Source organism: Laspinema sp. D2d, assembly GCF_025370755.1.
Lineage (GTDB): Bacteria > Cyanobacteriota > Cyanobacteriia > Cyanobacteriales > Laspinemataceae > Laspinema.
In genome coordinates this window covers 99,010-122,310 of the sequence record NZ_JAMXFC010000012.1, presented here as the reverse complement: position 1 = coordinate 122,310, position 23,301 = coordinate 99,010, and the positions used below count along the sequence as shown (strand labels likewise).

The following is a 23,301-nucleotide window of genomic DNA, read 5'->3' as shown; positions in this document are numbered from 1 at the left end:
CTAGTTTAATTGTACCCGAAGAATGGGTCTTTAGGAACGGTTATGGTAGACTAATAATAGTCGTACAACCCCCTCGCTCCTATGACCCTAGCTACAGCCAAACGCTTTACCATAGAAGAGTATCACCGTCTCATCGAACTGGGGTTTTTCCCAGAAGGCGATCGCACTGAATTAATCCGAGGCCAAATAATCCTAAAATTTCCCCCAGGGAACCCCCCTCCCAGTTTGGGTATGAACCTGAACGAAAATTCGATTAATTTGACAGGTTTAATTGTAGCGGAAGAATTTAGAATTTAGGAAAGGGTATGGTAGAATAACAAAAGTCATCAACCCCCTCACTCCTATGACCCTAACTACGGCCAAACGCTTTACCATTGAAGAATATCACCGTCTCATCGAACTGGGGTTTTTTGCGGAAGGCGATCGCACTGAATTAATCCAAGGAGAAGCAATCCAGATGGTCCCCAAAGGAAAACCTCATGCCGTGTGTTGCATGAACCTGAACGAACAACTAATTTTAAGGGTATCAGGGCAAGGGAAAATCCGCTGTCAGGACCCGATTACTCTCCCCAATCATAGCGAACCAGAACCGGATTTTACCCTGGTACAAAACCGAGAGGATAACTACCTCTCCCATCATCCCATGCCGGATGATATTTTGCTAGTGATTGAAATTGCAGATTCTTCCTTGGACTACGATCGCCAAGTGAAATTACCTTTGTATGCTGAAGCGGGAATTTCAGACTATTGGATTGTCAATTTATTGGAAAAGCAACTAGAAATTTATACGACTCCTTACCAAAAATCAACGGGAACTTTTGACTATCGACAAAAACAAGTCAAACTACCGAATGAAACAACGACTATTCCTGGGGTTGAAGGGGTTAGCTGGGAGTTGAATCGCATATTTCCAGCAATCTCCCCGTAATCCCTGTTTCCATCCCGTGGCATAGAGGGAGAGGAGACTATAATTTATGTCTGTAGATAGATGTAATCATCGCGCACCTAAATATAAAAGCCCTAAAGATAGTAACCGATATACGTCGAAAGGCATAAAAATTACTGGGAGTGACCCGATCGCCTTACGATCGCGCTAAAACGATACAAAGAGCATGAATTGCCTCTGTTAATCGCCAATTCTCTATCTCCAAATCAGGTTATGCAACTGCCAAGTATGTCCCCTTTTCATGGCATCTCCCCCGCCTGCCTGGGGGTATCCCTTCCGACGATTCCGATCGCCCTGCTGGCGGTGATGATTGCCGGATGTAATCCGAGTATCCTCTTCACGGCAACTGCGGCACCTCCTGCGGAGTCAATTTCCGAATCGGCAGAGGAGAATCCCAACCCGGTTTCACAAGCAATCGCCCAGGCAACCTCAGCGGCTAATTTAACCCAAACCGCTGCCACATGGGAAGAGTGGGATAGAGTCATCCAGCATTGGCAGGAGGCGATCGCCCGATTAAAAACTGTATCTATCGAACATCCTCACCGAGATTTTGCCCAAACCAGACTTCCAGTATATCAGAAAAATCTCACTTATGCCCGTCAGCAATTTGACCGTTTAGACCCCTTGAAACCGGCCCTCACTAAAGGAGGACAAGCCTCACAACGGACTCGCGTTGCTGTTGACAAACGAGATTGGGACGAAGGAGTACAAGCTTGGGAGGACGCATTGGCGCAGTTGCAGATCATTCCACCGACCTATCCCCAGTATTCCCTCGTCCAACAAAAACGGGTTGAATATCAGAGAAACCTCACATTTTCTCAACAACAACTCTTACAATTTCACCCCTTTTATCAGGGAATGGCTAAAGCAGAGGAAGCCAAGCAACGGGCTGAAACCGCCTCAACGATGGAACAATGGGAGAGCGTTGCCCTGTTGTGGAAACAAGCGATCGCAATCTTAGTGAGCATTTCCCCCGACGATGACAAGGCGATCTTAGCCGCCCCAAAAATCCCAGAATACGAAAGTCATCTCACTCAAGTCCATCAAAAAATTGCCCAGCTTGACCCCTATAATCGCGCAGTCGCTCAAATAGAAAGCGCCCGAAAGCTGGAAAAAACGGCGAATTCAATGGGTGAATGGGAAGCGGTGAGGGGGGAGTGGCAAAAGGCGATCGCTCATCTTTCCAGCGTCCCTGCCAGCCATTCCCAAAGTGCCTTGGCGGAACAACTCTTAGCCGAATCTCAGCTAAATCTGACTTATGCCGGACAACAAGTGAGACAGACTGACCCCTTTGAGCGTGCTGTCGCCACGGCAGAAACTGCCAGTCAACTCACAAAATCCGCCTTTTCTCTCTATGACTGGAATGCGATCGCCTCTCAATGGCAAGAGGCGATCGCACTCCTGCAAACCGTCCCTCCCTCTCATCGTAAACATCCTTTAGTCGCGCAAAAAATCACCGCCTATCAAACCGCGTTAGATCATGCTATTCAACAGTCCCAACAATGGTTACAGCCTTTCCCCCCTTCCTCACCTGGGAAGAATTCTCTGGCGAAAACTCCCTTGTAACACGCCCCAAGGGGTAAACCCTGGTGATTATCACTTAAGTAACTCATGAGGATAACCGCTTCTGATCGATCCCAAACCTCAGTCAGAAGTCGGCAACCCTCCAACCGTCTCTACAATAGATACAATAGAAAAAGGGCGATCGCCCTGGGTTAACCTCTACCATCAATTTAAGGATATCCTTCATGCTGACCACATCCCGCATTCATGACGTGATTGAGGCACAACGCCAATTTTTTGCCACAGGTAAAACTAAAGATATCGACTTTCGCATCGAACAACTGGAACGGCTGAAACAAGCCGTTATTGATAGCAAGGAACTCGTCATTAATGCCCTCAATAAAGACCTAAAAAAATCTGAATTTGAAGCCTATTTGCTCGAAGTCGGAGTAATTCGCGAAATCAATTATGTCCTCAAACATATTAAATCCTGGACCAAACCTAAAACCGTCGCCCGTCCGCTGGATCAATTCCCCAGTGTGGCGCGCATTTATCCCGATCCGTTAGGCGTTGTTTTGATTATTAGTCCTTGGAATTACCCCTTTCAGCTAACTATTTCTCCCTTACTTGGAGCCATTGCTGCGGGAAACTGTGTTACCTTAAAACCTTCTGAAATTTCTCCCCATACCTCGCGCATAGTCGCCGACTTAATCCGCAAAACCTTCGACCCGAGTTACATTGCCGTGATAGAAGGCGGGGTCGAAGCATCCCAAGAATTATTATCTCAAAAATTTGACCATATCTTCTTTACCGGCGGGACTCACATTGGCCGAATTGTCATGGAAGCGGCGGCCAAACATCTCACTCCCGTTACCCTAGAACTAGGCGGAAAAAGTCCTTGTATTGTTGAGACTGATATTGACTTGCCTACCGCTTGCAAGCGGATTGTTTGGGGCAAATTTATGAATGCTGGTCAAACTTGTATCGCCCCGGATTATCTCCTCGTCAATCGTCGGATTAAAGCCGATTTGTTGGTCGGACTTGAACGCACAATTACCGAATTTTATGGTCAAAATGCCATCAATAATCCAGACTATGGCCGGATTATTAATGACAAACAATTCGATCGCCTACAGGGGTTACTCCAGGAGGGAGAAATTATAGTCGGAGGTCAAACCGATGCAGGCGATCGCTATATTGCACCAACCGTCCTCAATGGCGTTTCCCTCACCTCACCGATTATGCAAGAAGAAATCTTTGGACCCATTCTGCCGGTTTTGGATTATGACAAACTAGACGAGGCGATCGCCCTGGTTAACCAAAAACCTAAACCCCTCGCCCTTTATCTATTTTCCAACGATAAACAAAAGCAGCAACAAATCCTGAGAGAAACCTCTTCCGGTGGGGTTTGCCTCAACGATACCATCATGCATCTGGGAGTTTCTGAATTACCCTTTGGAGGCGTCGGAGAAAGTGGCATGGGGTCTTATCATGGCAAAGCCAGTTTTGATACCTTTTCTCACCGGAAAAGTGTCTTAGAGAAGTCCTTCCGCTTTGATTTAGATTTTCGCTACCCACCTTATAAAAATAAATTGGACTTTATCAAACGGTTCATCGGGGGGTAGGTAAATTAGACAATTTGCATCAAGGGCAAACCTCAAAAACATCTGAAGTCGTTTCTTAAGTTGGTAGTAACGACTTCAGTCGTTTCTTCCTGTATTTACTCATTAAAACCCCAGGGCAATTATCTCTCAACCCAAAACACAACTGAGGTTTCAAAACCCCACCTTTCCCATTCCAAATGCCAGATTCCAGTGACTATCCAGACTGACCCATAGTGGGAGGGCCAACCCTAAAAATAGGGGGCTTCCCTTTCCACGGGTGTCAACTTAAGCCAAAAGAGGTCCCTGCCTATCAAGCGGTTTAACCTGATCTTTCGACAATCTCCCTAAAAGCCCTGTTTATGTGCCTGTCTTCCCCAGACTGCTTGACTTTCGCCCCAACCTGACTCATTCTGCGGAACTTCCTAGGTTAAAATTTGGTTAAAGATGGGAGAATAAGACATAAAGAACTTTAACAGCCGTTCCATTCGTGTCCATCCTCCTTGTTTGGTTAACCCTCGCTAGTTTCCTCTCCTGGTTTACCAGTACCTTAGCAGCCGCAGGTAGTCCACTCCTCCTAATTCCACTGGTTAACCTTTTGCTTGGATCGGGTTCAGTCGCACCCGTAATTACCATTGGAATGTTGCTAGGCAACTCGCAACGGATTGTTTTATTCTGGAATGATATCAACTGGAAAATTACCCTTTGGTATCTACCCGGTGCGATTGTAGGGGCAATTTTAGGAGCATATTTGTTTACCCAAATAAATATAGAGTGGCTACACCTCTTGATCGGCTTATTTCTGATCTTGAGCGTAGTCGGATTTGGAGTAAAAAAACAAGAAAGTAGTTTTCAGATTGCCACCTGGTATTTTTTACCGGCCGGATTTCTGTATGCTTTTATTTCCGGACTCATCGGCAGTAGCGGTCCCCTCTTAAATCCCCTTTATCTTAAATATGGATTAGTCAAAGAAGAAATGATTGCCACCAAAGCTGCTAATGTAGTGGTAATTCATATTGTCAAGATTGTGATTTATTTGGCCTTTGGTGCAATGACACCGCAGTACCTAGGATATGGATTGGCGATCGGACTCGCCGCAGCCCCGGGTAACCTCTTGGGTCGCTACGTCCTCCGCAGCATGAGCACCCAGCACTTTCGTCAGCTTGCACTGGCAACAATGGCAATTACAGGCATATTAATGCTCTGGCAACAGCGTGAGTTATTACAATTTATTCATTAAGGCGCTGTTACCGGGGAAGGTGATTTTTGTCAAGGATCGTCAGACATAATAGCGATCGCCTTGATCCATCGCTCACCCCTACCCTTGGCCGATACTTGAACAGTCCCTGAGATTCGCTAGAATAGTGAAGTACCAAATCCCCGGCTTTCTTTTCCCCCCTTACAGAAACGAAAGCTGACCGCCGTTGCTTTGGGTTTTATCCACTCTAGCCCAAGAGAAAAACAAGGGGGTTTCTTGCCTGAATTAACCCTCAATTCTGGCATCCATGACTAAATTAACTACTGGGAGAATCTATCGTGTTACAAAATCGTGAAGGTCAAACCGTTCCTGATGTTACCTTGAAAACCCGTCAAAATGGAGATTGGATAACCCTTTCCACCAATGAGCTATTTGCTGGGAAAACCGTAATCGTCTTTTCTCTACCGGGCGCATTTACCCCCACTTGTTCCTCCACTCACGTTCCCGGCTACAATGAATTAGCCCCCACTTTTAAAGCCAATGGTGTTGATGACATTATCTGCATTTCTGTCAATGACCCATTTGTGATGAATGAATGGAAAAAGGAACAAAAAGCAGATAACATCACCTTCATTCCCGATGGAAATGGCGAATTCACGGAAAAAATGGGAATGCTGGTCAATAAAGAAGACCTGGGATTTGGCAAGCGATCCTGGCGCTATTCCATGTTAGTCAAAGATAAAACCATTGAAAAAATGTTTATCGAACCCGAGGTGGAAGGCGACCCCTTTGAAGTCTCCGATGCAGAGACTATGCTCAAGTATATCAACCCGGAAGCGAAGAAACCTGAATGTGTTTCTTTGTTAACTAAAGAAGGTTGTCCCTATTGCGCTCGCGCTAAAGCGGCTCTCAAAGAACATGGGTTTGAGTATGAAGAAATTGTCTTAAAAGACAATATTACCACCCGTTCTTTACGCGCTATTTCTGGCGCAACGACTGTTCCGCAAGTTTACATCAACGGTAAACACATTGGGGGGTCTGATGACCTGATTCAATACTTAAATCAACAGCGTAAGTAAGGCCCCGTCATCATGAATTGGGTTTAGATTAGGTCTAAAAAATCCTCCACCTGTTTAAGGTGGGGGATTTGTGTAGATATCCCTTTTTAGTGATAAGTGGAGATAATGATCGCACTCCTAGTTGTCTATTTTGGCAAACGGCTTAGGGCCTCAGTATAGTATTAAATCAAGAGGATAAAAACCTGATTTTTTGGTATTCCTGGGTTATTAATCCTCAGAACTTTTGTTAAAAAACCCAAGTTCTAAACCTTGATGTATCCATGTCCTAGAAACGGATTCCAGATTAGGATAAAGCCTGATCAGAATTTCCTATCAGGATCTTGGGGGCCTGTTCCCCGTTGCCATTTCGAGCCTGTTTCAAGAGTTCCAAGGAACTCTGAAATACTACGGATTGTTGCGGTACAGCGATCGCAATTCCGGTTTGATCCAACCGCGTCTTCATCCGGCGGCGAAACTCTCGCCCCACACTCCAATGTTGCAGCGGCTTCGTTTTGATCCAAATTCTAATTAAAATTCCCGTATGATCAATCTGGTCGATCCCCAACACTTCCGGGGAATCAATCATTTTCTCCTGCCATTCGGGTTCGCTGTAAATCTCTAAGGATAATTCTTGCAGCACTTCCAATACCCGGTCTACATTATTCTGATAAGCCACTGTGATCGTGAGATCCACTCTTGCCCATTCTTTAGACAGATTGCGAACAATAGAAATTGCACTATTGGGAATCGTAATTAACTGTCCTTCACCATTGCGCAGTTGAGTAATCCGCAGATTCATATTTTCCACGAGTCCGCCTACATTGTCTACCAGAATCACATCCCCGATCGCATATTGGTCTTCAAACAAAATCAAAAACCCATTAATTGTGTCTTTAATTAAACTTTGAGAAGCCAAAGAAATCCCCAAACCAATAATCCCCGCCCCGGCGAGAATTGGCGCAATATCTAAGCCAATCACCGATAGAGCCATGAGAATGCCAATACTCACCCACCCCACGGCACTGAGACTTTTAAACACTCCAGAAAAGGTGGAAAACCGCAATGCTAACCGTCGGGATGCATTCAAATCTACTAATTTACCCTCTTGCAAGACGCTAAAGAACCGATCAATGGCGATCGCACTCAAGCGCACCCCCACGTATGTACTCAACACCACCCCCAGCAACCGCAAAGGCACAGGAAGTAAAGACAAAATCAGCACTTGGACGCCTCGACTCATGGGAAACAAGCCCAAAATACTGTAGGTTCCTCCTCCCCAGATAACAACTTGCCCAAATTGCGCCAATCGTTGTTGGATATCGTTGACATTGAGCTGTTGTTGCTGCTTCATTTTGTACTGCAACTCCCGCATGGATTCGGTTTGTTGCTGCACTTCAAGGGATTCCGATTCGGCGACGGGAACAGCGTCTTCTAATTGCTGAACTTCCGGGGGAGGAACTGGGGGGTTCTCTTGGGGAAGGGGATAAGGAGTGGCGTGGATTTGCTCCCGTTTCCGTTTAAATTGTTTCTGATAGTAAAACAGGATCAAACTGGATAGGACCATCGCTAAACCGATGGAAACAGACCAGACGACCTGTTGTTTGAGATAGTCGGGTTGACGCTCTAATAACGCTCGTAACAGTCCCTGGCGAATCTGTTGTTGCCAGCGATCGGCTACCATTTCCAGAGGCATTCCTAAGCGTTCCGCATCTACAGCGGTTACGGTTAGGAGTCGAATTTGTTGGGTTTCTGCTCCCCCCCACCGGGCATAAATGACGGGTAACCCGCCTAGAGGATTGTTGTAGATTTGCAGATTTTGATTGATGAAGGTGGTAATTTCGGCGGATGAATAGGTTCCGTTAGGGTTCTGAGTCTGGGGATTTTCGTCTAGTTCGGTTTCGATCGCTTCAAGCAACTGCTGGAGTTGTCGCTCGATCGCCTCTACCCGAGACCCCTCGGATAGTTCAATGGGAGCCACGGGAAATAGGGTCCTGCCATCGAGGCGGACAGGACGATTCAGATAGGGGGAAAACCAGTCGTTGGAGAGCCAGTTATTGGGAAATACAGATAAGAGGGCTGCGGTGGTGGACGAAGAGTGACGCAGTGATTCGGCGGCAGGGTCAAGGGGTTCGGATTCTGGGGAAGCCTCGGGGTTAGATTGTTCCGGTGGAAGCTGGGCGATCGCTGCTGGAACGGGACAGGATTGGAGGGTCACCACCTGAAGCGCTGCGATCGCCGCCCATTGCCCGATCTGTTTCGCAATCTTTCCGCCCACTCTGGGCGATCGGCCAATCCTAGCTGGTTTTATATCTTGACTGTTTTGAATGTCCATGATAATTTTTTCAGCTTTTAACTTCACAAAACTTAACCTCGCTTCGACTTGATTATACTGCGTGGCTGTTGGAACGTCAGTCTTTTCGATAAACTCAGGGTTAAGCTTCATCATGACAGCAGGAAAAGGAACATTTGCCCGTGACCTCTCAAGTGCCAGGACTCCCGAATCCAGACTTTACCCCCTCAAACCCCAGTGGCGAGAGTGAGTTTAGCGACTTTGATTGCTCAATGATGCGTCGCTGTATTGAGTTGGCTCAACTTGCATTAGGAAAGACGGCACCGAACCCCTTAGTGGGTTCCGTGATTGTCAAAGAGGGCCAAATCATCTCAGAAGGTTTTCATCCCGGTGCGGGACAGCCTCATGCAGAAGTCTTTGCTCTGCAAGGAGCTGGGGAACAGGCCCAAGGTGCCACAGTCTATGTCAACCTAGAACCTTGCAATCATTATGGACGCACCCCCCCTTGTTCTGAAGCCTTGATTGCAGCGAAAGTCGCCAAAGTGGTGGTGGGGATGGTTGATGCTGATCCCCGGGTGTCCGGTGGGGGTATCCAGCGCCTGCGATCGGCAGGAATTGAAGTAGTGGTAGGAGTCGAAGAAGAAGCCTGCCGCAAGCTGAATGAAGCTTTTCTCCATCGGGTCATCTACCATCGTCCCTTTGGAATTTTAAAATATGCCATGACCCTCGATGGCAAAATTGCCACCACCACCGGGCACAGCACCTGGATTACCAGTCCCGAAGCGCGTCATGAAGTGCATACCCTGCGTGCGGTGTGCGATGCCGTTATCATCGGGGGAAATACGGTGCGTCAGGACAATCCGCAGCTCACCAGTCACCATACCGGCACTCAGAACCCCTTACGCGTGGTGATGACTCGTACCCTAGATTTGCCCGAATCGGCCCATCTGTGGGAGGTTTCCGAGGCAGGGACCCTAGTGCTGACTCAGCCCGGAGCAAATCCGGATATGCAGCAGTGGCTTTTGAATAAAGGCGTTGAAGTGATAGAGCTTGATCCCTTAACTCCGGCGATCGCGATGGAGTATCTCTATCAGCGGGAGTTTCTGTCGGTTCTGTGGGAATGTGGTGGACTGTTGGCAGCGCGGGCGATCGCAGATGGCGCAGTTCAAAAAGTTCTCGCGTTTATTGCCCCCAAAATTGTCGGGGGTCAATCAGCACCCTCGCCCGTCGGGAATTTGGGCTTAACTCGGATGGGTGATGCCTTAACCTTAGACCGGGTAAAATGGCGGACGATTGGAACCGATTGTTTAGTGGAAGGGTATTTAAAACTAAAGGAATAAGGGTGAAGTCTAAACGATGAAGTTTTAAGGGACCATTCAAGCGCCATAACCCAGCTTTTTTGGAGCTTAGGGTGGGAAAGAAGCCTAGCTTAATCCTCTCCCATCCTGGATAAGTCCGCAGCAAGGGGTAGAGTTTTGCATAAAAATCACCAAATTTTAACCCCCAAATAAAATTTGAGAAATTTGCTAATCCTTGCGCCCTGAGACGGTCCCCTTCATCCCTCATCCTTCATCTCACACCCTTGAGGCAAGGAAAAATATGCAAGTCATTGTGTTGTGGAGCGTATTTGTGGGGAGTCTCGGCATTGAGGCAGTGGTTGCCGGGGGTTGGTTGCGCTGGAGGCAACTACTGTTACGGCAACAAGATCAGGAGGAGGAAGAACTTGTGACGGATCATCAAAATCATCGAAATTTAACAAAAGTCGAACACCCACCCACGTCCTTGCCTCTGAATGGCGGCAAGAGTGCAGAACAATTTTCTGTACCGCCTAAACCCGAGGAGGTAACGGCGGTGATTGCTGCCTTGCGTCCCCCTGTGCCCGAGGCGAGTGTTGGGTCTTCTCGGGATTCCCACAATGGTGAGTGGGAGTATAAAATCGTGCGGGCCAGTTTCGATTTGTTTCGCGATCCCCAAATTTTCCAGGGATTGTGTGAGGAAGAACTACAAGCCGGTTGGACACTTTTGGAAAAGCTGGACGATCGCCGGGTCCGGTTCAAGCGGGCGATCGCATGGCGAACAATGATTAAGGAGGAGGGGATCAATTTTGACCCCTATCGCTCTCATTATGGACCGGCTACAGGGTGGCTGAATGTGGTTGGTGCGATCGCCGCCGTGGCTTCGATGGTTTTACCCGCTTACTTAGGGTATGTTTTGGTCGCCAATACCCTTTCTGCAAAACCCTTGTCCCCTGCGGTACCGACCCTAAATCCCACGGGTGCTCCAGTTTTTGAGCCATCCACTCCAGAACCGCCACTGATCCCCTAGGGGCAATCCCCAACTTAATATCTGCCCAGATCCTGCTCAGTTTGGGTGTTCCTCAAATATGGAGCAGGGATGAGGTCCCTTTTGGATCGCCAACCGCGAGGAGTGAAGGGACCTACTCCCCGAGACGACAGCCATTGATTAAAAGTCCTCATACTCTATCCATCCGGTTTTTAACCCTGGGTTTTCTCTGCATAGAAGCGCCGGAAACGATCCGCTCCCAGTTGCCGAACCCGGTGAATTGATCAGGGTTTGCAGACCTAAAAATATTGGATTTTGTGTCATCATCAACCCTCAATTTTTCTGAGCCCCTAACCCCGCTCTCCGCAAGGGGGCGATCGCGCAACAAAACGCAACAAAAACCTCGAAAAAAAGCCTGAAACCGACCTATTCATGAGGGCTGAAATCGATTATGATTTAAGGGATCGCCTAAAAATAACGCGGCGTTTCCTTCCGGTCAAGGCGATCGTATTGAATGCTGAACTTAGGGGCAAAGCATGAACATTTTTGCGCATGAAGGACAACCGGATATTTACCGAGGTTTTGAACGAATTTTAGTAGTTCAACGCAGAACTGAAGCGGCCTTAGAAGTGGCAGAACAAGGACGATCCAAAGCAGTTGAGCATCTCTTAGCCACCCGATTAGGACCAGAGGGTAAGTGCCTGGGTTCCGTAGAACCCCCGAGTCTTTATAAAATTAAACAAATTGCTAAAGCTCACAATTCGACTTTAGTTTATTATTCCTTGATTTATGATTATCAACAATTTTATGAAATGTCGCGGCTGCAAATCGGGATCAAGACCCTGTACGCTTATGCGACTGAACTATTTATTTGGGTTATTTCGCCCTCGGGGAAAATTGACTTTCGTCAAGTAGACCTGCAATCGGTCTGGTACGAAGATAACACGTCCCTAGCGGGTCTGGTTCGTAGCGTCCGGGAATTAATTAATGTGGGCTATAGCGATCGCGAACGGTTGCTTTGTCGCCAACAACTCCAGTTCTTGTATCAAATTCTCATAGCACCGATCGCCGATTTGTTGCCCAAGGACCCCCAAAAACGGGTGACGATTATTCCCCAGGATTTTTTATTCCTGGTTCCCTTTGCGGCATTAATCGATTCCAATGGTCAATATCCCATCGAAAAGCATACCCTACTCACCGCCCCCTCCATTCAAGCCCTGGGGGTGACTCAGCGGCAACGAGAACCCCTCGTTGAACGGGAACTCGCATTTCAGACGGTGGGAGGAAATAGCAGCCCTCATTGCTGCTTGACCCTGGAATCCCTTCAAGAATGCCTCGTCGTTGGAAACCCTACCATGCCTAGCATTTGTTTGGAATTTGGGGAACCGCCGGTACAATTGCTGCAAATTCCGGGGACTCAACTGGAAGCGGAGGCGATCGCCCAGGTCCTGAAAACTCAACCGATTACGGGCGATCGGGCTACGAAATCAGCTATCCTCCAAAAAATGGGGTCTGCCAATATCATTCATCTGGCTACCCATGTTTTTCTTGATGACATCGAAGGATTGCAATCGGCGATCGCCTTTGCACCCAGTCCCAACACTCATGGACTGATGACAATTAATGACATCTTACACTTAAATCTCACCGCTCAACTCGTGGTTTTGAGTGGCTGTGATACCGGCAGAGGTCGAATTTGGGGGGATGGAGTTGTGGAATTATCTCAAGCTTTTATCACCGCTGGAGTACCCAGTTTACTAATGTCTCTCTGGTTACCCCCCACCACCTCCAACCTAGATTTTATGAAAGAATTTTATTACCAATTCCGCCAAACCTGTGATAAAGCCCAATCCCTAAGAACGGCCATGTTAACCACAATGGAACAGTATCCCAACCCCCGAGACTGGGCAGCCTTTACCTTAATTGGAGAAGCCTAAACTTTCCTGTTTTAGCAACAGTTGTAAACCGGGTTTCTGGGCTAAAGATTGGGGAATTTATCCCCAACTAGCAGCAGAAAGCCGGTTTATTTTTCCTCTTCGTCCCGGATTCAAATCGCAAATTTTAGGCGATGAATCTTTTTTAAAACTAACGTCTTAACTCTACCGATTCCCATACAATTTTATCGGTTCCTTAATAAACCGAATGTACAAATGCCGGAACGTAGATTTGAGAACGCGAGGCATTCCAAAATCAATGGGAACTAAGGCATCTGGCAGCTTCCAATCCTGAATATTGAAGTCAACAGGTTTCAACAAAGGAAACTGAATCTCTGCCAATTCTGGACAGATCCCCAATCGTAACGATGCCGCAGCAGTGGGGACCAGTTCTGGTGGGACATTCAGCACCTCTAGTAGGGCGCGATCGCAGGCAAACACATTCTCCGACGCCGCCAACAGTCCCAGCAGTCGGGGTTCTCCCCCACTTGGACCATTCCCTTCATGGCCGATAATCCCATCAACAATCGTTAAATTAGGAGAAATCACCCGCGCCGTTTCTACTAACATTTCCCCAAAGCGATTCACATCCTTTCCCGCTTCCAAATGCCACCAGGCTTTCATTTTTCCGGGAACACAGCCAAATAAATTTTTAACCCCCATTGTCATCGTCAATTGAACATGGGATTTCACCTTGGGTAAATTAATCACAACATCGGCTTCCATTGCCTCCTTCGATAATCGTAAATGATTAAATTCCGTGGCATTCGTTGGATATCGCTTCCCATGAAATTCCACAATCGGTAAATTCAATTGGTCCACAATCTCTTGATATCCATTGGCAAACGCTACCCCCCGGGCACTCCCAAAAGCTGGACTATCTCCTAAAAAAGGTTTTCCTCCCACTTCCATCACCATTTCTGCTACACAGCAGACGATTTCGGGTCGAGTGACACATTCTTTAGTCGGATGAGACCCGGTGAGCAAGTTAGGTTTCAGCAAAACCCGATCGCCGGGTTTGACAAGGGCACTCATTCCTCCTAGAGGCGCTAAAACAGTCTCTATAGATGCTCTAAGAGCTACTTTTTCGTAAGAATTGGCGCGAATTAAACTAACGATTGTCATGAGATAAACTGAGCTAATTTTATTAAAAAAGAGTCAACCACTACCCGGGAGGGGTAAACAGTTTAGAGTGATGAATCCCCTCCCAGGCATGACCTTGACCCACTTCAAAAATCCCCTCGATCTTCGATTGAAAATTCAACCATTTTGTGGTAAGCGTCCCGTAGCACCCCGCTGCATCGTCGTCACGCGTTCTCCGTTATTGATAACGCCGGGACCTTGCAGTTCGGGAACAGGGGGATTAATTTCTACCTTAACCACCTTAGCCATTGAGACTATCACCGTATTATCGACGAGATGCAAGGTAATCCAGGGTTGGGCTAACAACTGGGGTAACTGCTGCTGAAATTGAGCGCCAGGAACCGGAACCTTAAATGAGTCTGTATGACCATTTTCATAATAAAAGGTCACTTCTGTACTCGATTGAGCTTGCATTGTGGCAAATGAACCTCTCGCCATAATTGCACTCCATATTGACAATTGTGTGAATTTCGGTGGTATGCCGCCACCTGTACTTAATTTAACAGGTAGGCTGTCCCAGACGAAACAGGCTTGCAAGTCAGCAGGTTTACGGTTGATTCCGCACTTCCCCATACCTCTGAAGTTCTTCCCCAGGTTTATTGATCCCCGGTCGATCCCCCTCCCGTCCCCGGTCGATCCCCCTCCCGTCCCCCTTAAGAAGGGGGAAGCCAGAGGAAGAAATATTTAGTTCCTGGGGGAAGCCAGAGGAAGAAATGTTTAGTTCCTGGGGGGCTTTAAGAAATTTTGCAAGCAGTCTAATGGGTAAGTCCTGGGGAGAGAACGAGTGAAGTCGTGGCGGGATGTCCGGGTTCGAGTTTTAATGCGGGAGGGCGCTCATTTTTTGTAAATCCAGAACCTCCGCTAACTGTTCTGAGGTCATTAAACCCCGTTCTAGGACGATTTGCCGTAAGGATTTCCCGGTTTCTAGGGACTCTTTGGCGACGGCGGCGGCGTTGAGGTAGCCGATATGGGGGTTGAGGGCGGTGACGAGGGCTAAACTACCCTCAGCGTAATGTTCACAACGGCTGCGATCGCAGGTAATGCCTTGAAGACAAAACTCGCTGAGTGCCCCGATCGCATGACCTAAAATTTCAATGCTGTGAATGAGGTTATAGGCAATTAACGGCATCATTACGTTCAGTTCTAATTGTCCCCCTTGTGCGGCTAGGGCGATCGCACTGTCATATCCCATCACCTGAAAACACACCATCGAAGTCATCTCTGCCATCACCGGATTATATTTCCCGGGCATGATCGAGGACCCGGGTTGTACCGGGGGTAATTGAATTTCCTTGAGTCCCGTTTTCGGTCCCGAATCCATCAAGCGCAAATCATGGGAAATTTTCAGGCAATCCGTGGCTAAATTTCTTAATGCACCGGAAACGCTGACAAAGGGGGCCATACTTTGCATGGCTGCCATCAAGTGCGGCGTCGGAGTCAAAGGAATATTAATCAACGCTGAGAGAATCTTCACCACCTGTTCGCGATACTCGGGATGAGTATTTAAACCCGTTCCCGCCGCACTTCCCCCTATTCCCAGTACGGTGAGTTCTTTCCCCGCAGTTTCGATGCGCGTCCGGTGTTCCGTAAGTATATAAGCCCAGGCACGAAAACTTTCCCCAAGTCGGACGGGTACGGCGTCTTGCAGATGGGTTCTGCCGGATTTGACGATATCCTCAAATTCCACTGCTTTGGCTTCTAAGGCAGCGATCGCCGCGTTGAGGGCAGGATAAAGACTATGTTGCAAGGCCAAAAGTCCGCCAATACGAATGGCGGTGGGTATGACATCATTGGTGGATTGCCCGTAGTTGACCGTATCATTCGGGCTAATCCGCTGATAATTGCCCTTGCAGTCACCCAGAAGTTCTAGGGCGCGATTTGCCAGCACTTCGTTTACATTCATGTGGTGAGAGGTTCCGGCACCAGCTTGGTAAACATCTACCACAAATTGATCCCGTAATGCGCCCTTGAGGATTTCATCCGCAGCCTCGGCGATCGCCTGACTTAGTTCCTGGGGAATGCAGCCGAGTTCCCCATTAGCAAGGGCGGTGGCTTTTTTGATTAGCAAACAGGCATCCAGGTAGGTGGGTAAGGGTTTGAGTCCACTGATGGGAAAATTTTCCGTGGCCCGGAGGGTTTGGATCCCATAGTAGGCAGCGGCGGGAATTTGCCGTTCTCCCATCGAATCCCGTTCTATGCGGTAGTCTAATTCGGATTGTTCGCTCATCAAATCTTTCTGGGCTTATTGTTGAAAATTTAACTAATTCAAAGTAATTTTACCGAGCCGAGTGAGCTTTGATCGCAGTATCCTTAATATTGGAGAGATTTAATAGATTTTGCACTAAAAGTATGAGTCAAACAATGAGTCGCGCAATTTCTATCTATGAGCGCACTTTAGAATGTAGGCCCGATAGCTATTGGGAATGGTATCAACAGGCCAATGCCATGCGGGATGCGGGCCATTATCAAGATGCCCTTAGCTGCTACGATAAAGCGGTAGAATATCGCCCGGAAGATTATTGGGCTTGGTATCAAATTGGCAATGTTTTAGATGAGTTGGGGCGGTATGAGGAGGCAGTCGCCAGCTATGACCGCGCTTTAAAAGCCCGTCCGGGTGATTATTGGGCTTGGTATGAACGGGGAAGTGCTTTCCGGCAATTGCGGGAGTATGAGGAGGCCGTCGCCAGCTATGACCGCGCCCTAGAAACCCGTCCGGGAGACTATTGGGCCTGGTATGAACGGGGGATTACCCTCGGTCAGGCCCGTCGCTATGAGGAGGCAGTCGCCAGCTACGATCGCGCCCTGGAAGTACGGCCTACGGATTATTGGGCCTGGTATCGTCGAGGGATTGCCCTGGAGATGATGCAGGAGTATGACAAGGCGTTAGCAAGTTATGATTTTGCTCTGGACATGAAACCTACCGCAGAAATGGCCTGGTATCACCAGGGGAAAATGTTGGACCTGTTAGGAGAGACGGAAGCGGCGATCGCCAGCTATGACCGGGCATTGGAGATTGACCCTGAGAATGATTTGGTTTGGTACGATCGCGGCATTGCTTTGGATGACCTAGACCGGCCCGCAGAAGCCCTCCAGTGCTACGAACGCGCTATTTCTATCTACTCGGATAATTTCTGGCCTTGGTATCAATTGGGGAATGCCCATAGTCAGTTAGGCAACTACGAGGAGGCGGTGGCAAGCTTTGACCGCGCCTTGGAGTGTGAACCGAACTGGAACCGTTGGGGTGAAGAGTATGAGGGCTTAAGCGCTTGGGTATGGCATGACCTGGGAATTGCTCTCGGGGAGCTTTGTCGCTACGATGAGGCGGTGATGAGCTTCCAAAAAGCCTTGACGATTGAACCCGAAGATGGGGCAATTTGGTACGACCTGGCCCGCTACTTGATCCGCCAAGGGGATGGACTCGGGGCCGTTGCCAGCTTGGAACAGGCGATTCATTGGGGCGGAGACTCCTATCTTGAGAAAATTGCCACGGATATGGAATTTGAGGGTCTGCGGGGCGATCGCACCTTTCCCGGGTTAATGTAACTTTCTTTCGGCTGATCTTGCACTAAGAGCTTAGACTCTTGGGGTGGAACGTTGAAAGACACCGGCTTAAATTTTTCACGTTTCATCCCCTGTTTACGGTATCAAGGAAACCGACGATTCATCGGGTTGAAATTGTCAAGATTTACTGACAAAACTCCCTTCAAATTAGGGAATAAAATGCGTTTAATTCGTGAAAGAAAAATATCAATTTAATTCAATAGAAAGGGTCAAAAATCCCTTAAGATTTTAGAGGGGATTTACAATAAATGGACCCCCAGCAACCTCGGATTAAAAGTTTAGCCAGGTCAGTATAAACGCTTATCGAAAGGGCAGACAAGCAGCTAAATGGCACACAGATAGCCCGAATCGAGGGAACCAATCCACAAAGCGCAGATATTTTCTGCTTTGGAGCGCTAATATGAGCGAAAATCAAGACTCAATGGGATTAGACAGTTCAACAGATCTAGGCAACAGCGCCACCGCGACGGCACTCAAGCCCCAATCAGCAGACCAACCGCAGGATTATCAAGAGTGGTATAAGCGGGCCAGCGTTCTCCACGACTCGAAACGGTATGAAGAGGCGATCGCCAGTTATAACCACGCCCTGGAAATCCGACCCCATGATTATTGGGCCTGTTATGAACGCGCCAATGCACTGGCGGCGATCCAACGCTATCCAGAGGCTGTTGCCTCCTATGACCAGGCACTGGAAAGCAAACCTAATGATTATTGGGCCTGGTATCGCCGGGGGAATGCCTTAAGACATACCAACTGCCATGAAGAGGCCGTTGCCAATTATGATAAAGCCTTAGAATTGCGGTCCCGGGACTATTGGGCCTGGTATCAACGGGGTAAAGCATTGGGGGAACTTGGACGGCTTGAGGAGGCAGTCGCCAGCTTTGACCAGGCCCTCAAAGAACGCCGGGATGACTATTGGGCCTGGTATCGTCGCGGGGAAGTGTTAGCCAAACATAATCGCTATGAAGAAGCGCTTGATAGTTATGACTGCGCCTTAGACCTCCGTCCGCACGATCGCTGGGCCTGGTATCGTCGCGGGGAAACCTGGCAACGGTTTGGCCGGTATGAAAAGGCGATCGCCAACTATGCCGAGGCCCTGGATATTGAGGCGGATTTTCCCGAAGTCCATTATGCCAAGGCCACCTGTCATCTCCTCCTCGGTCAAATTGAACGGGCGATCGAACATTTGCACGCTTATATTTCCCAAGCCCCAGAGGACTATCAAGAACGGACTCGTCTGGATGGAACTTGGGACTCGATTCGCCATGACCTCCGCTTCCAAGCGTTGTTACATGAAATCCAGGCTTGACCCTCTGCCCTAGACCTCCATCCGAGTAGCACCTGATTATACTAATCTGGCGCTAACTCACAATAAAAAGGCGATCGCCTCTTGACAGGCGATCGTATTTTGTGTATATTAGTATCATGGGAATCTGTGCCGCAATATATATAATTTTTTTGCTTTATCTTAGTTCGTAGTCACGCCTTCAGGCGTTATTCCGGTTTGTAGTAACAACCGCAGTCATTACTACAAACCGGAAAAATCTTCTTACTTTCCTAACATCTGTAACTGATATAACCCGGCATAGAGTCCACCTTGTTGCAGCAATTCCTCATGACTGCCTTGTTCCACCAGTTGACCCTGTTTGAGGACGAGAATGCGATCAACATTTTTAATGGTCGAGAGACGGTGGGCGATAATAATCGCTGTGCGGTTCTGTAATAAATGGTCTAAGGCATCTTGAATTAATGCCTCCGTTCCTACATCTAAACTAGCGGTTGCTTCATCGAGGACTAAAATTTTCGGATTACGAATTGCTGCCCTAGCAAAGGCTAACAATTGCTTTTGTCCCCCAGATAAATTAGTCCCTCGTTCCCGTAATTGGGTATTGTATCCTTGGGGTAAATCCTCAATAAAACTGGCGACATTGGTTCGTTCTGCGGCGGATTGAATCTCAGCTAGGCTATAGGTTTCTCCCAAGCTGATGTTACTTTTCACATCCCCGGCGAACAAAAATCCATCCTGTAAAATTACACCAATATGCTGGCGTAATTCGGCTTGACGCATATCTCGAACATTGACGCCATCGACGAGAATTTGACCTTGACTCGCTTCATATAGCCGACACAACAACCGGACAATGGAACTTTTTCCCGCCCCTGTAGGACCGACTAGGGCGACTTTTTCACCGGGTTTGATGGTAAAGTCGAGGTTTTTGAGAACATATTCATCATTTTTATAGGCAAAAGAAACGTTCTCGAAGCGAATTTCCCCAGCATGAGGGTTGTTAGAGTCAGCGATCGCCCGAGACGTGCTTCTTGGGGCTGCACCTTGCCACGGGGCATCCACGGTCCTTTCCTTCACATCCGGATCGCGAATTTCGATGGGTTCGTTGAAAATATCGCTAATCCGTTCAATGGCAGTAAATCCAGCTTGAATCGCGGTGAATTTCTCGGCAAATTGGCGCAGGGGGTCAAATAAGCGCTGGGAAAATAGGATAAATTCTGCTAATCTCCCCACCGTCAGGGTGTCGCCGAGGACCAGTTGACCGCCTAACCACAAGACTCCGGCGATCGCCACAAAGGCAATCCATTCTAAGGTTGCAGAGACAGCCGAATCATAAAAAATGGTTTTGTCAACCGCTTTAATATAATGCTGGTTATTCACCCGGAAAATTTCCGCATTAAAAGCTTCCCGGCGAAAGATTTGGACCACTCCAACGCCCACAATATTTTCTTGTAGCTTAGAGTTGAGGGAGGAGAGTTCTTCTCGCGCTTTATAGTTTTCTTGGCGATATTGCTGTTGAAAATAAATAATTAAGGAAGCGATCGGAATCAGCATTAGTAATAGCAGGAGTGCTAATTGCCATTGCCGATAGAACATGATGATTAAGACGATCGCAATGGAAAATAAATCCGTGACGACCCCAATTGCGCCCGTAGAAAACACCTCTCCGAGGGCTTCCACATCGCTAGTCAGGCGGGTAATCAAGCGTCCGACAGGAGTGCGATCGAAAAACCGGACCGCCAAAGAGGTGACATGATCAAACAAATCATTGCGGATATCGGCGGTAATTTTCTGCCCGACTTCCTGAACGAAATAAGACTGAATGGCTTGTAAGGCAAATCTAACCGTAATCGTCAACAAGAGTAACCCAGAAAGGAGATTTAAACCTTGTTGCAGGGTCACCGTTGACAAAAACGGGAGATTGGTAGGTTCGCCCCGAATTAGGGAAATCGCCTGTCCAATAATAATCGGTTGGACCGCCCCTGCAAAGGCTAAGGGGACTAATAAAATCAGGGAAATCCCCAACAGACGACCACTGCGACGGGCATAAGGAACCAAGCGCAGAAATAAACGCCAATCATTTTCACGACGGGGCGATCGACCTTCTTTGGGAGTTGGGGGCGGTGATAAGCGAGTCATCAATAAACCTTATGGACAATGGAAAACAGATGTCCTCCCACTGTAGCGCAACCCCCGAGGCGATCGGTTTGGGGAATCCCCGGGATTACACAGCGGTTGTGGTCATTTCGCGGATGGCGGCAATGCGATCGCAGATGCCATCGGTATTGAGGCGATAGCTAATCGGATGGGCAATCAATCTTGCCGAACTCTCAAATAACACTTCCATTTCGATTAGGCCATTTTCCTTGAGAGTCCGTCCCGTGGAGACCAAATCAACGATCGCCTCCGACATCCCCGTAATCGGTCCCAGTTCTACAGAACCCGATAGAGGCACGATTTCCACCGGCAAATCCAACCGTTGAAAGTATTCCCGGGCACAATGAACAAACTTACTAGCAACTCGTCCGTGAGCGGGTAAATCCAGCGATCGCCGGTAGGGACTCGACTCCTTCACCGCCACCGATAACCGACATTTGCCAAATCCCAAATCCAGGACCTGGGCGACTCGCGGCTGTTTTTCCCTCAACACATCATAACCGGCAACCCCCAACTGTGCTTGACCGTACTCCACATAAACCGGCACATCATGGGTCCTCACCAACAGCGCCCTGGCGGTCCCCGTCGGGTCTAAAATTTGCAACTGTCGATTCGATGAATCCAGAAATGCACTAAAATCCAATCCCACCGACTGCAACAGTCGGATGCTATCAGTTAACAACGATCCTTTCGGTAAAGCGACGGTCAGCATAAGACAAAATGAGAATATCGGTTTTAGATTTTACTGGGGAATGGGGACAAGATTTAGAATCGGGGACAACAAACCGGGATTCTGACCCTCGTTTCTAACCTTTAACCCTCACCAATCATACATAATGCGAATTCTTTTAGTGGATGATGAAGTCCAACTCACGGAACCTTTAACTCGGGTTCTGACCCGGGAAGGATATCAAGTAGAAGTCGCCTCCGATGGCGCAACCGGGGCCAAATTAGCGCGCCAAGGGGGATATGACTTGCTGATTTTAGATTGGATGTTACCCCACCAATCGGGGTTAGCCATTTGTCAAGAAATCCGCCGTCAAGGGGATGTGACGCCGGTTCTATTTCTGACGGCGAAAGATACCTTAGACGATCGCGTTCAAGGACTGGATGCTGGGGCCGATGATTATCTCGTGAAACCGTTTGAATTGCTAGAATTATTAGCACGAGTGCGAGCACAACTGCGGCGATCGGCTACCCAGAAAACCCCTGACCCTGAGACTCACCTTCACTCGGATGACTTGGAACTCGACCGCGAAAACCAGTTAGCATATCGAGGCGGGCGCACCATCGAACTCTCCGAAAAAGAAAGTACCCTCCTGGAATATTTTATGCGCCACAGCGGACAATTACTCACCCATAGCGAAATTTATCAACATTTATGGCCTACTGGGGAAAAACCGAGTAGCAACGTCCTCGCCGCCCAAATTCGCCTACTTCGGCGCAAAATAGAAGCCCGTGGGGAGGTACCATTAATTCATACCGTTTATGGAAAAGGGTATCGATTTGGGTCCGGGGGTGAATCCTCCTCATTATCAGGCCCCGACTAGATTTTCGAGGGGATTATTCCGCCAAGAAATTAGAGTCGGGAATCAGGATATCCCGAATTAAGTCTGACGAACAGAAAATTGAACTATTCACTGATTTAGCATAGGGAAACAGAAAGTTATGCATTTGGATTATTTGTGGAAAACTCTGACTCAATTGGGCAACAATCGGAGTAGATTTAAGCCTTTAGGGTTACCACTTTTACTGGCGATCGTCACCCTGACTACCGTAAGCTGTACCACATCCCCCCAATCTCCCCCATCCCCCCAATCTCCCCAATCTCCCCCCTCTCCCCCATCCCCCCCATCTACCCAATCCCCCCAATCTCCCGTAGTCAATCCCACCTCACCCCCCATTCAAGACGATCGCGGCAGCGACACACCAGATGAAATGCCTCCAGTCGCCTCCTCGGTGTTACCTCAAACCAATGCCCAAGGGGATTATACAGGTAAATCTAATCATATCAATTGGCGAGTCGTAGACCCAGACCCCAACGGGTTGAACTGTCGCATGGGCGATCAACCCATTGATCAAGTGTGGAATCCCTCTGCCGGGGCCTTAAATATTGGCAGTTGGCCCGTAACAGGAACATTACCCCCTGATTCTACCTTTCAAGCCGCACTTTCTCCCGGTGGATTTGTCTTAACCTTTGATTCCAACAATCAACCTTGGATGTTTGTAGAAAGTAGCAACGGACCGGAACAAACGAGCAATTGTTTCATTCGTGCCAATACCCAATACATCGAACCTGTAACCATAAATCGTTAAGGTTTTCTGAGTAGTTTTTAGTA

General features: G+C 48.1%; 20 protein-coding genes. 14 read left to right on the top strand and 6 right to left on the bottom strand.

Annotation, left to right across the window (positions count from 1 at the left end):
* Positions 1-81 precede the first annotated feature (81 nt).
* The 7 genes from NG796_RS26550 (at position 82) to NG796_RS10730 (ending at position 6,327) form a co-directional block, all read left to right on the top strand.
* Complete coding sequence (locus tag NG796_RS26550; RefSeq protein ID WP_411268800.1) at positions 82-297, top strand: hypothetical protein; 216 nt, start codon at positions 82-84, stop codon at positions 295-297.
* 46 nt (positions 298-343) lie between these two features.
* Positions 344-928, top strand: a complete 585-nt coding sequence (locus NG796_RS10755) for a Uma2 family endonuclease (RefSeq protein WP_261206597.1) — start codon at positions 344-346, stop codon at positions 926-928.
* A gap of 46 nt (positions 929-974) precedes the next feature.
* On the top strand, positions 975-1,097 hold the full coding sequence (locus NG796_RS10750; protein ID WP_261206596.1) for a hypothetical protein: 123 nt from the start codon (positions 975-977) through the stop codon (positions 1,095-1,097).
* A gap of 62 nt (positions 1,098-1,159) precedes the next feature.
* On the top strand, positions 1,160-2,512 hold the full coding sequence (locus tag NG796_RS10745; RefSeq protein ID WP_261206595.1) for a hypothetical protein: 1,353 nt from the start codon (positions 1,160-1,162) through the stop codon (positions 2,510-2,512).
* A 182-nt stretch (positions 2,513-2,694) separates the two neighbouring features.
* Positions 2,695-4,074, top strand: a complete 1,380-nt coding sequence (locus NG796_RS10740) for an aldehyde dehydrogenase (protein ID WP_261206594.1) — start codon at positions 2,695-2,697, stop codon at positions 4,072-4,074.
* Positions 4,075-4,540: 466 nt separating this feature from the next.
* Entirely contained in the window at positions 4,541-5,290 is a 750-nt protein-coding gene (locus tag NG796_RS10735) for a sulfite exporter TauE/SafE family protein (RefSeq protein WP_261206593.1), read from the top strand.
* 296 nt (positions 5,291-5,586) lie between these two features.
* Positions 5,587-6,327, top strand: coding sequence for a glutathione peroxidase (locus tag NG796_RS10730; protein WP_261206592.1), 741 nt, complete (start codon positions 5,587-5,589; stop codon positions 6,325-6,327).
* 283 nt (positions 6,328-6,610) lie between these two features.
* Here NG796_RS10730 and NG796_RS10725 read toward each other — a convergent pair whose 3' ends face one another.
* Positions 6,611-8,752: a mechanosensitive ion channel family protein gene (locus NG796_RS10725; RefSeq protein WP_261206591.1), complete on the bottom strand. Its 2,142-nt coding sequence runs from the start codon at positions 8,750-8,752 to the stop codon at positions 6,611-6,613.
* A gap of 116 nt (positions 8,753-8,868) precedes the next feature.
* Between NG796_RS10725 and ribD the strand changes: the two genes are divergently transcribed.
* From ribD to NG796_RS10710, 3 genes are all read left to right on the top strand, one after another.
* A complete protein-coding gene (gene ribD / locus NG796_RS10720) occupies positions 8,869-9,936 on the top strand; it encodes a bifunctional diaminohydroxyphosphoribosylaminopyrimidine deaminase/5-amino-6-(5-phosphoribosylamino)uracil reductase RibD (protein WP_261206628.1) in 1,068 nt (355 codons plus the stop codon).
* Between the two features lie 259 nt (positions 9,937-10,195).
* Positions 10,196-10,921, top strand: coding sequence for a hypothetical protein (locus NG796_RS10715; RefSeq protein WP_261206590.1), 726 nt, complete (start codon positions 10,196-10,198; stop codon positions 10,919-10,921).
* A gap of 494 nt (positions 10,922-11,415) precedes the next feature.
* A complete protein-coding gene (locus NG796_RS10710) occupies positions 11,416-12,816 on the top strand; it encodes a CHAT domain-containing protein (protein WP_261206589.1) in 1,401 nt (466 codons plus the stop codon).
* Between the two features lie 162 nt (positions 12,817-12,978).
* Here the strand turns inward: NG796_RS10710 and NG796_RS10705 are convergent, their stop codons facing one another.
* The 3 genes from NG796_RS10705 to NG796_RS10695 form a co-directional block, all read right to left on the bottom strand.
* Positions 12,979-13,938 (bottom strand): DUF362 domain-containing protein, encoded by a 960-nt coding sequence (locus NG796_RS10705; RefSeq protein WP_261206588.1) that lies wholly within the window; start codon positions 13,936-13,938, stop codon positions 12,979-12,981.
* A gap of 135 nt (positions 13,939-14,073) precedes the next feature.
* The gene (locus NG796_RS10700; RefSeq protein ID WP_261206587.1) at positions 14,074-14,394 is read right to left on the bottom strand and encodes a hypothetical protein; all 321 of its coding nucleotides are present in this window, start codon (positions 14,392-14,394) and stop codon (positions 14,074-14,076) included.
* Between the two features lie 379 nt (positions 14,395-14,773).
* Positions 14,774-16,183, bottom strand: coding sequence for an aspartate ammonia-lyase (locus NG796_RS10695; RefSeq protein ID WP_261206586.1), 1,410 nt, complete (start codon positions 16,181-16,183; stop codon positions 14,774-14,776).
* Between the two features lie 134 nt (positions 16,184-16,317).
* Here NG796_RS10695 and NG796_RS10690 point away from each other — a divergent pair, with 134 nt between their 5' ends.
* Entirely contained in the window at positions 16,318-17,499 is a 1,182-nt protein-coding gene (locus NG796_RS10690; RefSeq protein WP_261206585.1) for a tetratricopeptide repeat protein, read from the top strand.
* A 418-nt stretch (positions 17,500-17,917) separates the two neighbouring features.
* Positions 17,918-18,826 (top strand): tetratricopeptide repeat protein, encoded by a 909-nt coding sequence (locus NG796_RS10685; RefSeq protein WP_261206584.1) that lies wholly within the window; start codon positions 17,918-17,920, stop codon positions 18,824-18,826.
* Positions 18,827-19,066: 240 nt separating this feature from the next.
* Here the strand turns inward: NG796_RS10685 and NG796_RS10680 are convergent, their stop codons facing one another.
* Together NG796_RS10680 and hisG are read right to left on the bottom strand one after the other, a co-directional pair.
* Entirely contained in the window at positions 19,067-20,944 is a 1,878-nt protein-coding gene (locus NG796_RS10680; RefSeq protein ID WP_261206583.1) for an ABC transporter ATP-binding protein, read from the bottom strand.
* A gap of 85 nt (positions 20,945-21,029) precedes the next feature.
* Positions 21,030-21,674 (bottom strand): ATP phosphoribosyltransferase, encoded by a 645-nt coding sequence (gene hisG, locus NG796_RS10675; RefSeq protein WP_261199970.1) that lies wholly within the window; start codon positions 21,672-21,674, stop codon positions 21,030-21,032.
* Between the two features lie 124 nt (positions 21,675-21,798).
* Here hisG and NG796_RS10670 point away from each other — a divergent pair, with 124 nt between their 5' ends.
* Positions 21,799-22,512: a response regulator transcription factor gene (locus tag NG796_RS10670; RefSeq protein ID WP_261206582.1), complete on the top strand. Its 714-nt coding sequence runs from the start codon at positions 21,799-21,801 to the stop codon at positions 22,510-22,512.
* 118 nt (positions 22,513-22,630) lie between these two features.
* Positions 22,631-23,278 (top strand): hypothetical protein, encoded by a 648-nt coding sequence (locus tag NG796_RS10665; protein WP_261206580.1) that lies wholly within the window; start codon positions 22,631-22,633, stop codon positions 23,276-23,278.
* Positions 23,279-23,301: the final 23 nt, after the last annotated feature.

Coding starts and splice junctions, on each gene's coding strand:
- hisG (WP_261199970.1), bottom strand. CDS start 21,674: ATGCTGACCGTCGCTTTACCGAAAGGATCGTTGTTAACTGATAGCATC.
- NG796_RS10690 (WP_261206585.1), top strand. CDS start 16,318: ATGAGTCGCGCAATTTCTATCTATGAGCGCACTTTAGAATGTAGGCCC.
- NG796_RS10745 (WP_261206595.1), top strand. CDS start 1,160: ATGCAACTGCCAAGTATGTCCCCTTTTCATGGCATCTCCCCCGCCTGC.
- NG796_RS10695 (WP_261206586.1), bottom strand. CDS start 16,183: ATGAGCGAACAATCCGAATTAGACTACCGCATAGAACGGGATTCGATG.
- NG796_RS10705 (WP_261206588.1), bottom strand. CDS start 13,938: ATGACAATCGTTAGTTTAATTCGCGCCAATTCTTACGAAAAAGTAGCT.
- NG796_RS10725 (WP_261206591.1), bottom strand. CDS start 8,752: ATGATGAAGCTTAACCCTGAGTTTATCGAAAAGACTGACGTTCCAACA.
- NG796_RS26550 (WP_411268800.1), top strand. CDS start 82: ATGACCCTAGCTACAGCCAAACGCTTTACCATAGAAGAGTATCACCGT.
- NG796_RS10715 (WP_261206590.1), top strand. CDS start 10,196: ATGCAAGTCATTGTGTTGTGGAGCGTATTTGTGGGGAGTCTCGGCATT.
- NG796_RS10700 (WP_261206587.1), bottom strand. CDS start 14,394: ATGGCGAGAGGTTCATTTGCCACAATGCAAGCTCAATCGAGTACAGAA.
- NG796_RS10685 (WP_261206584.1), top strand. CDS start 17,918: ATGAGCGAAAATCAAGACTCAATGGGATTAGACAGTTCAACAGATCTA.
- NG796_RS10750 (WP_261206596.1), top strand. CDS start 975: ATGTCTGTAGATAGATGTAATCATCGCGCACCTAAATATAAAAGCCCT.
- NG796_RS10670 (WP_261206582.1), top strand. CDS start 21,799: ATGCGAATTCTTTTAGTGGATGATGAAGTCCAACTCACGGAACCTTTA.
- NG796_RS10665 (WP_261206580.1), top strand. CDS start 22,631: ATGCATTTGGATTATTTGTGGAAAACTCTGACTCAATTGGGCAACAAT.
- NG796_RS10740 (WP_261206594.1), top strand. CDS start 2,695: ATGCTGACCACATCCCGCATTCATGACGTGATTGAGGCACAACGCCAA.
- NG796_RS10755 (WP_261206597.1), top strand. CDS start 344: ATGACCCTAACTACGGCCAAACGCTTTACCATTGAAGAATATCACCGT.
- NG796_RS10710 (WP_261206589.1), top strand. CDS start 11,416: ATGAACATTTTTGCGCATGAAGGACAACCGGATATTTACCGAGGTTTT.
- ribD (WP_261206628.1), top strand. CDS start 8,869: ATGATGCGTCGCTGTATTGAGTTGGCTCAACTTGCATTAGGAAAGACG.
- NG796_RS10680 (WP_261206583.1), bottom strand. CDS start 20,944: ATGACTCGCTTATCACCGCCCCCAACTCCCAAAGAAGGTCGATCGCCC.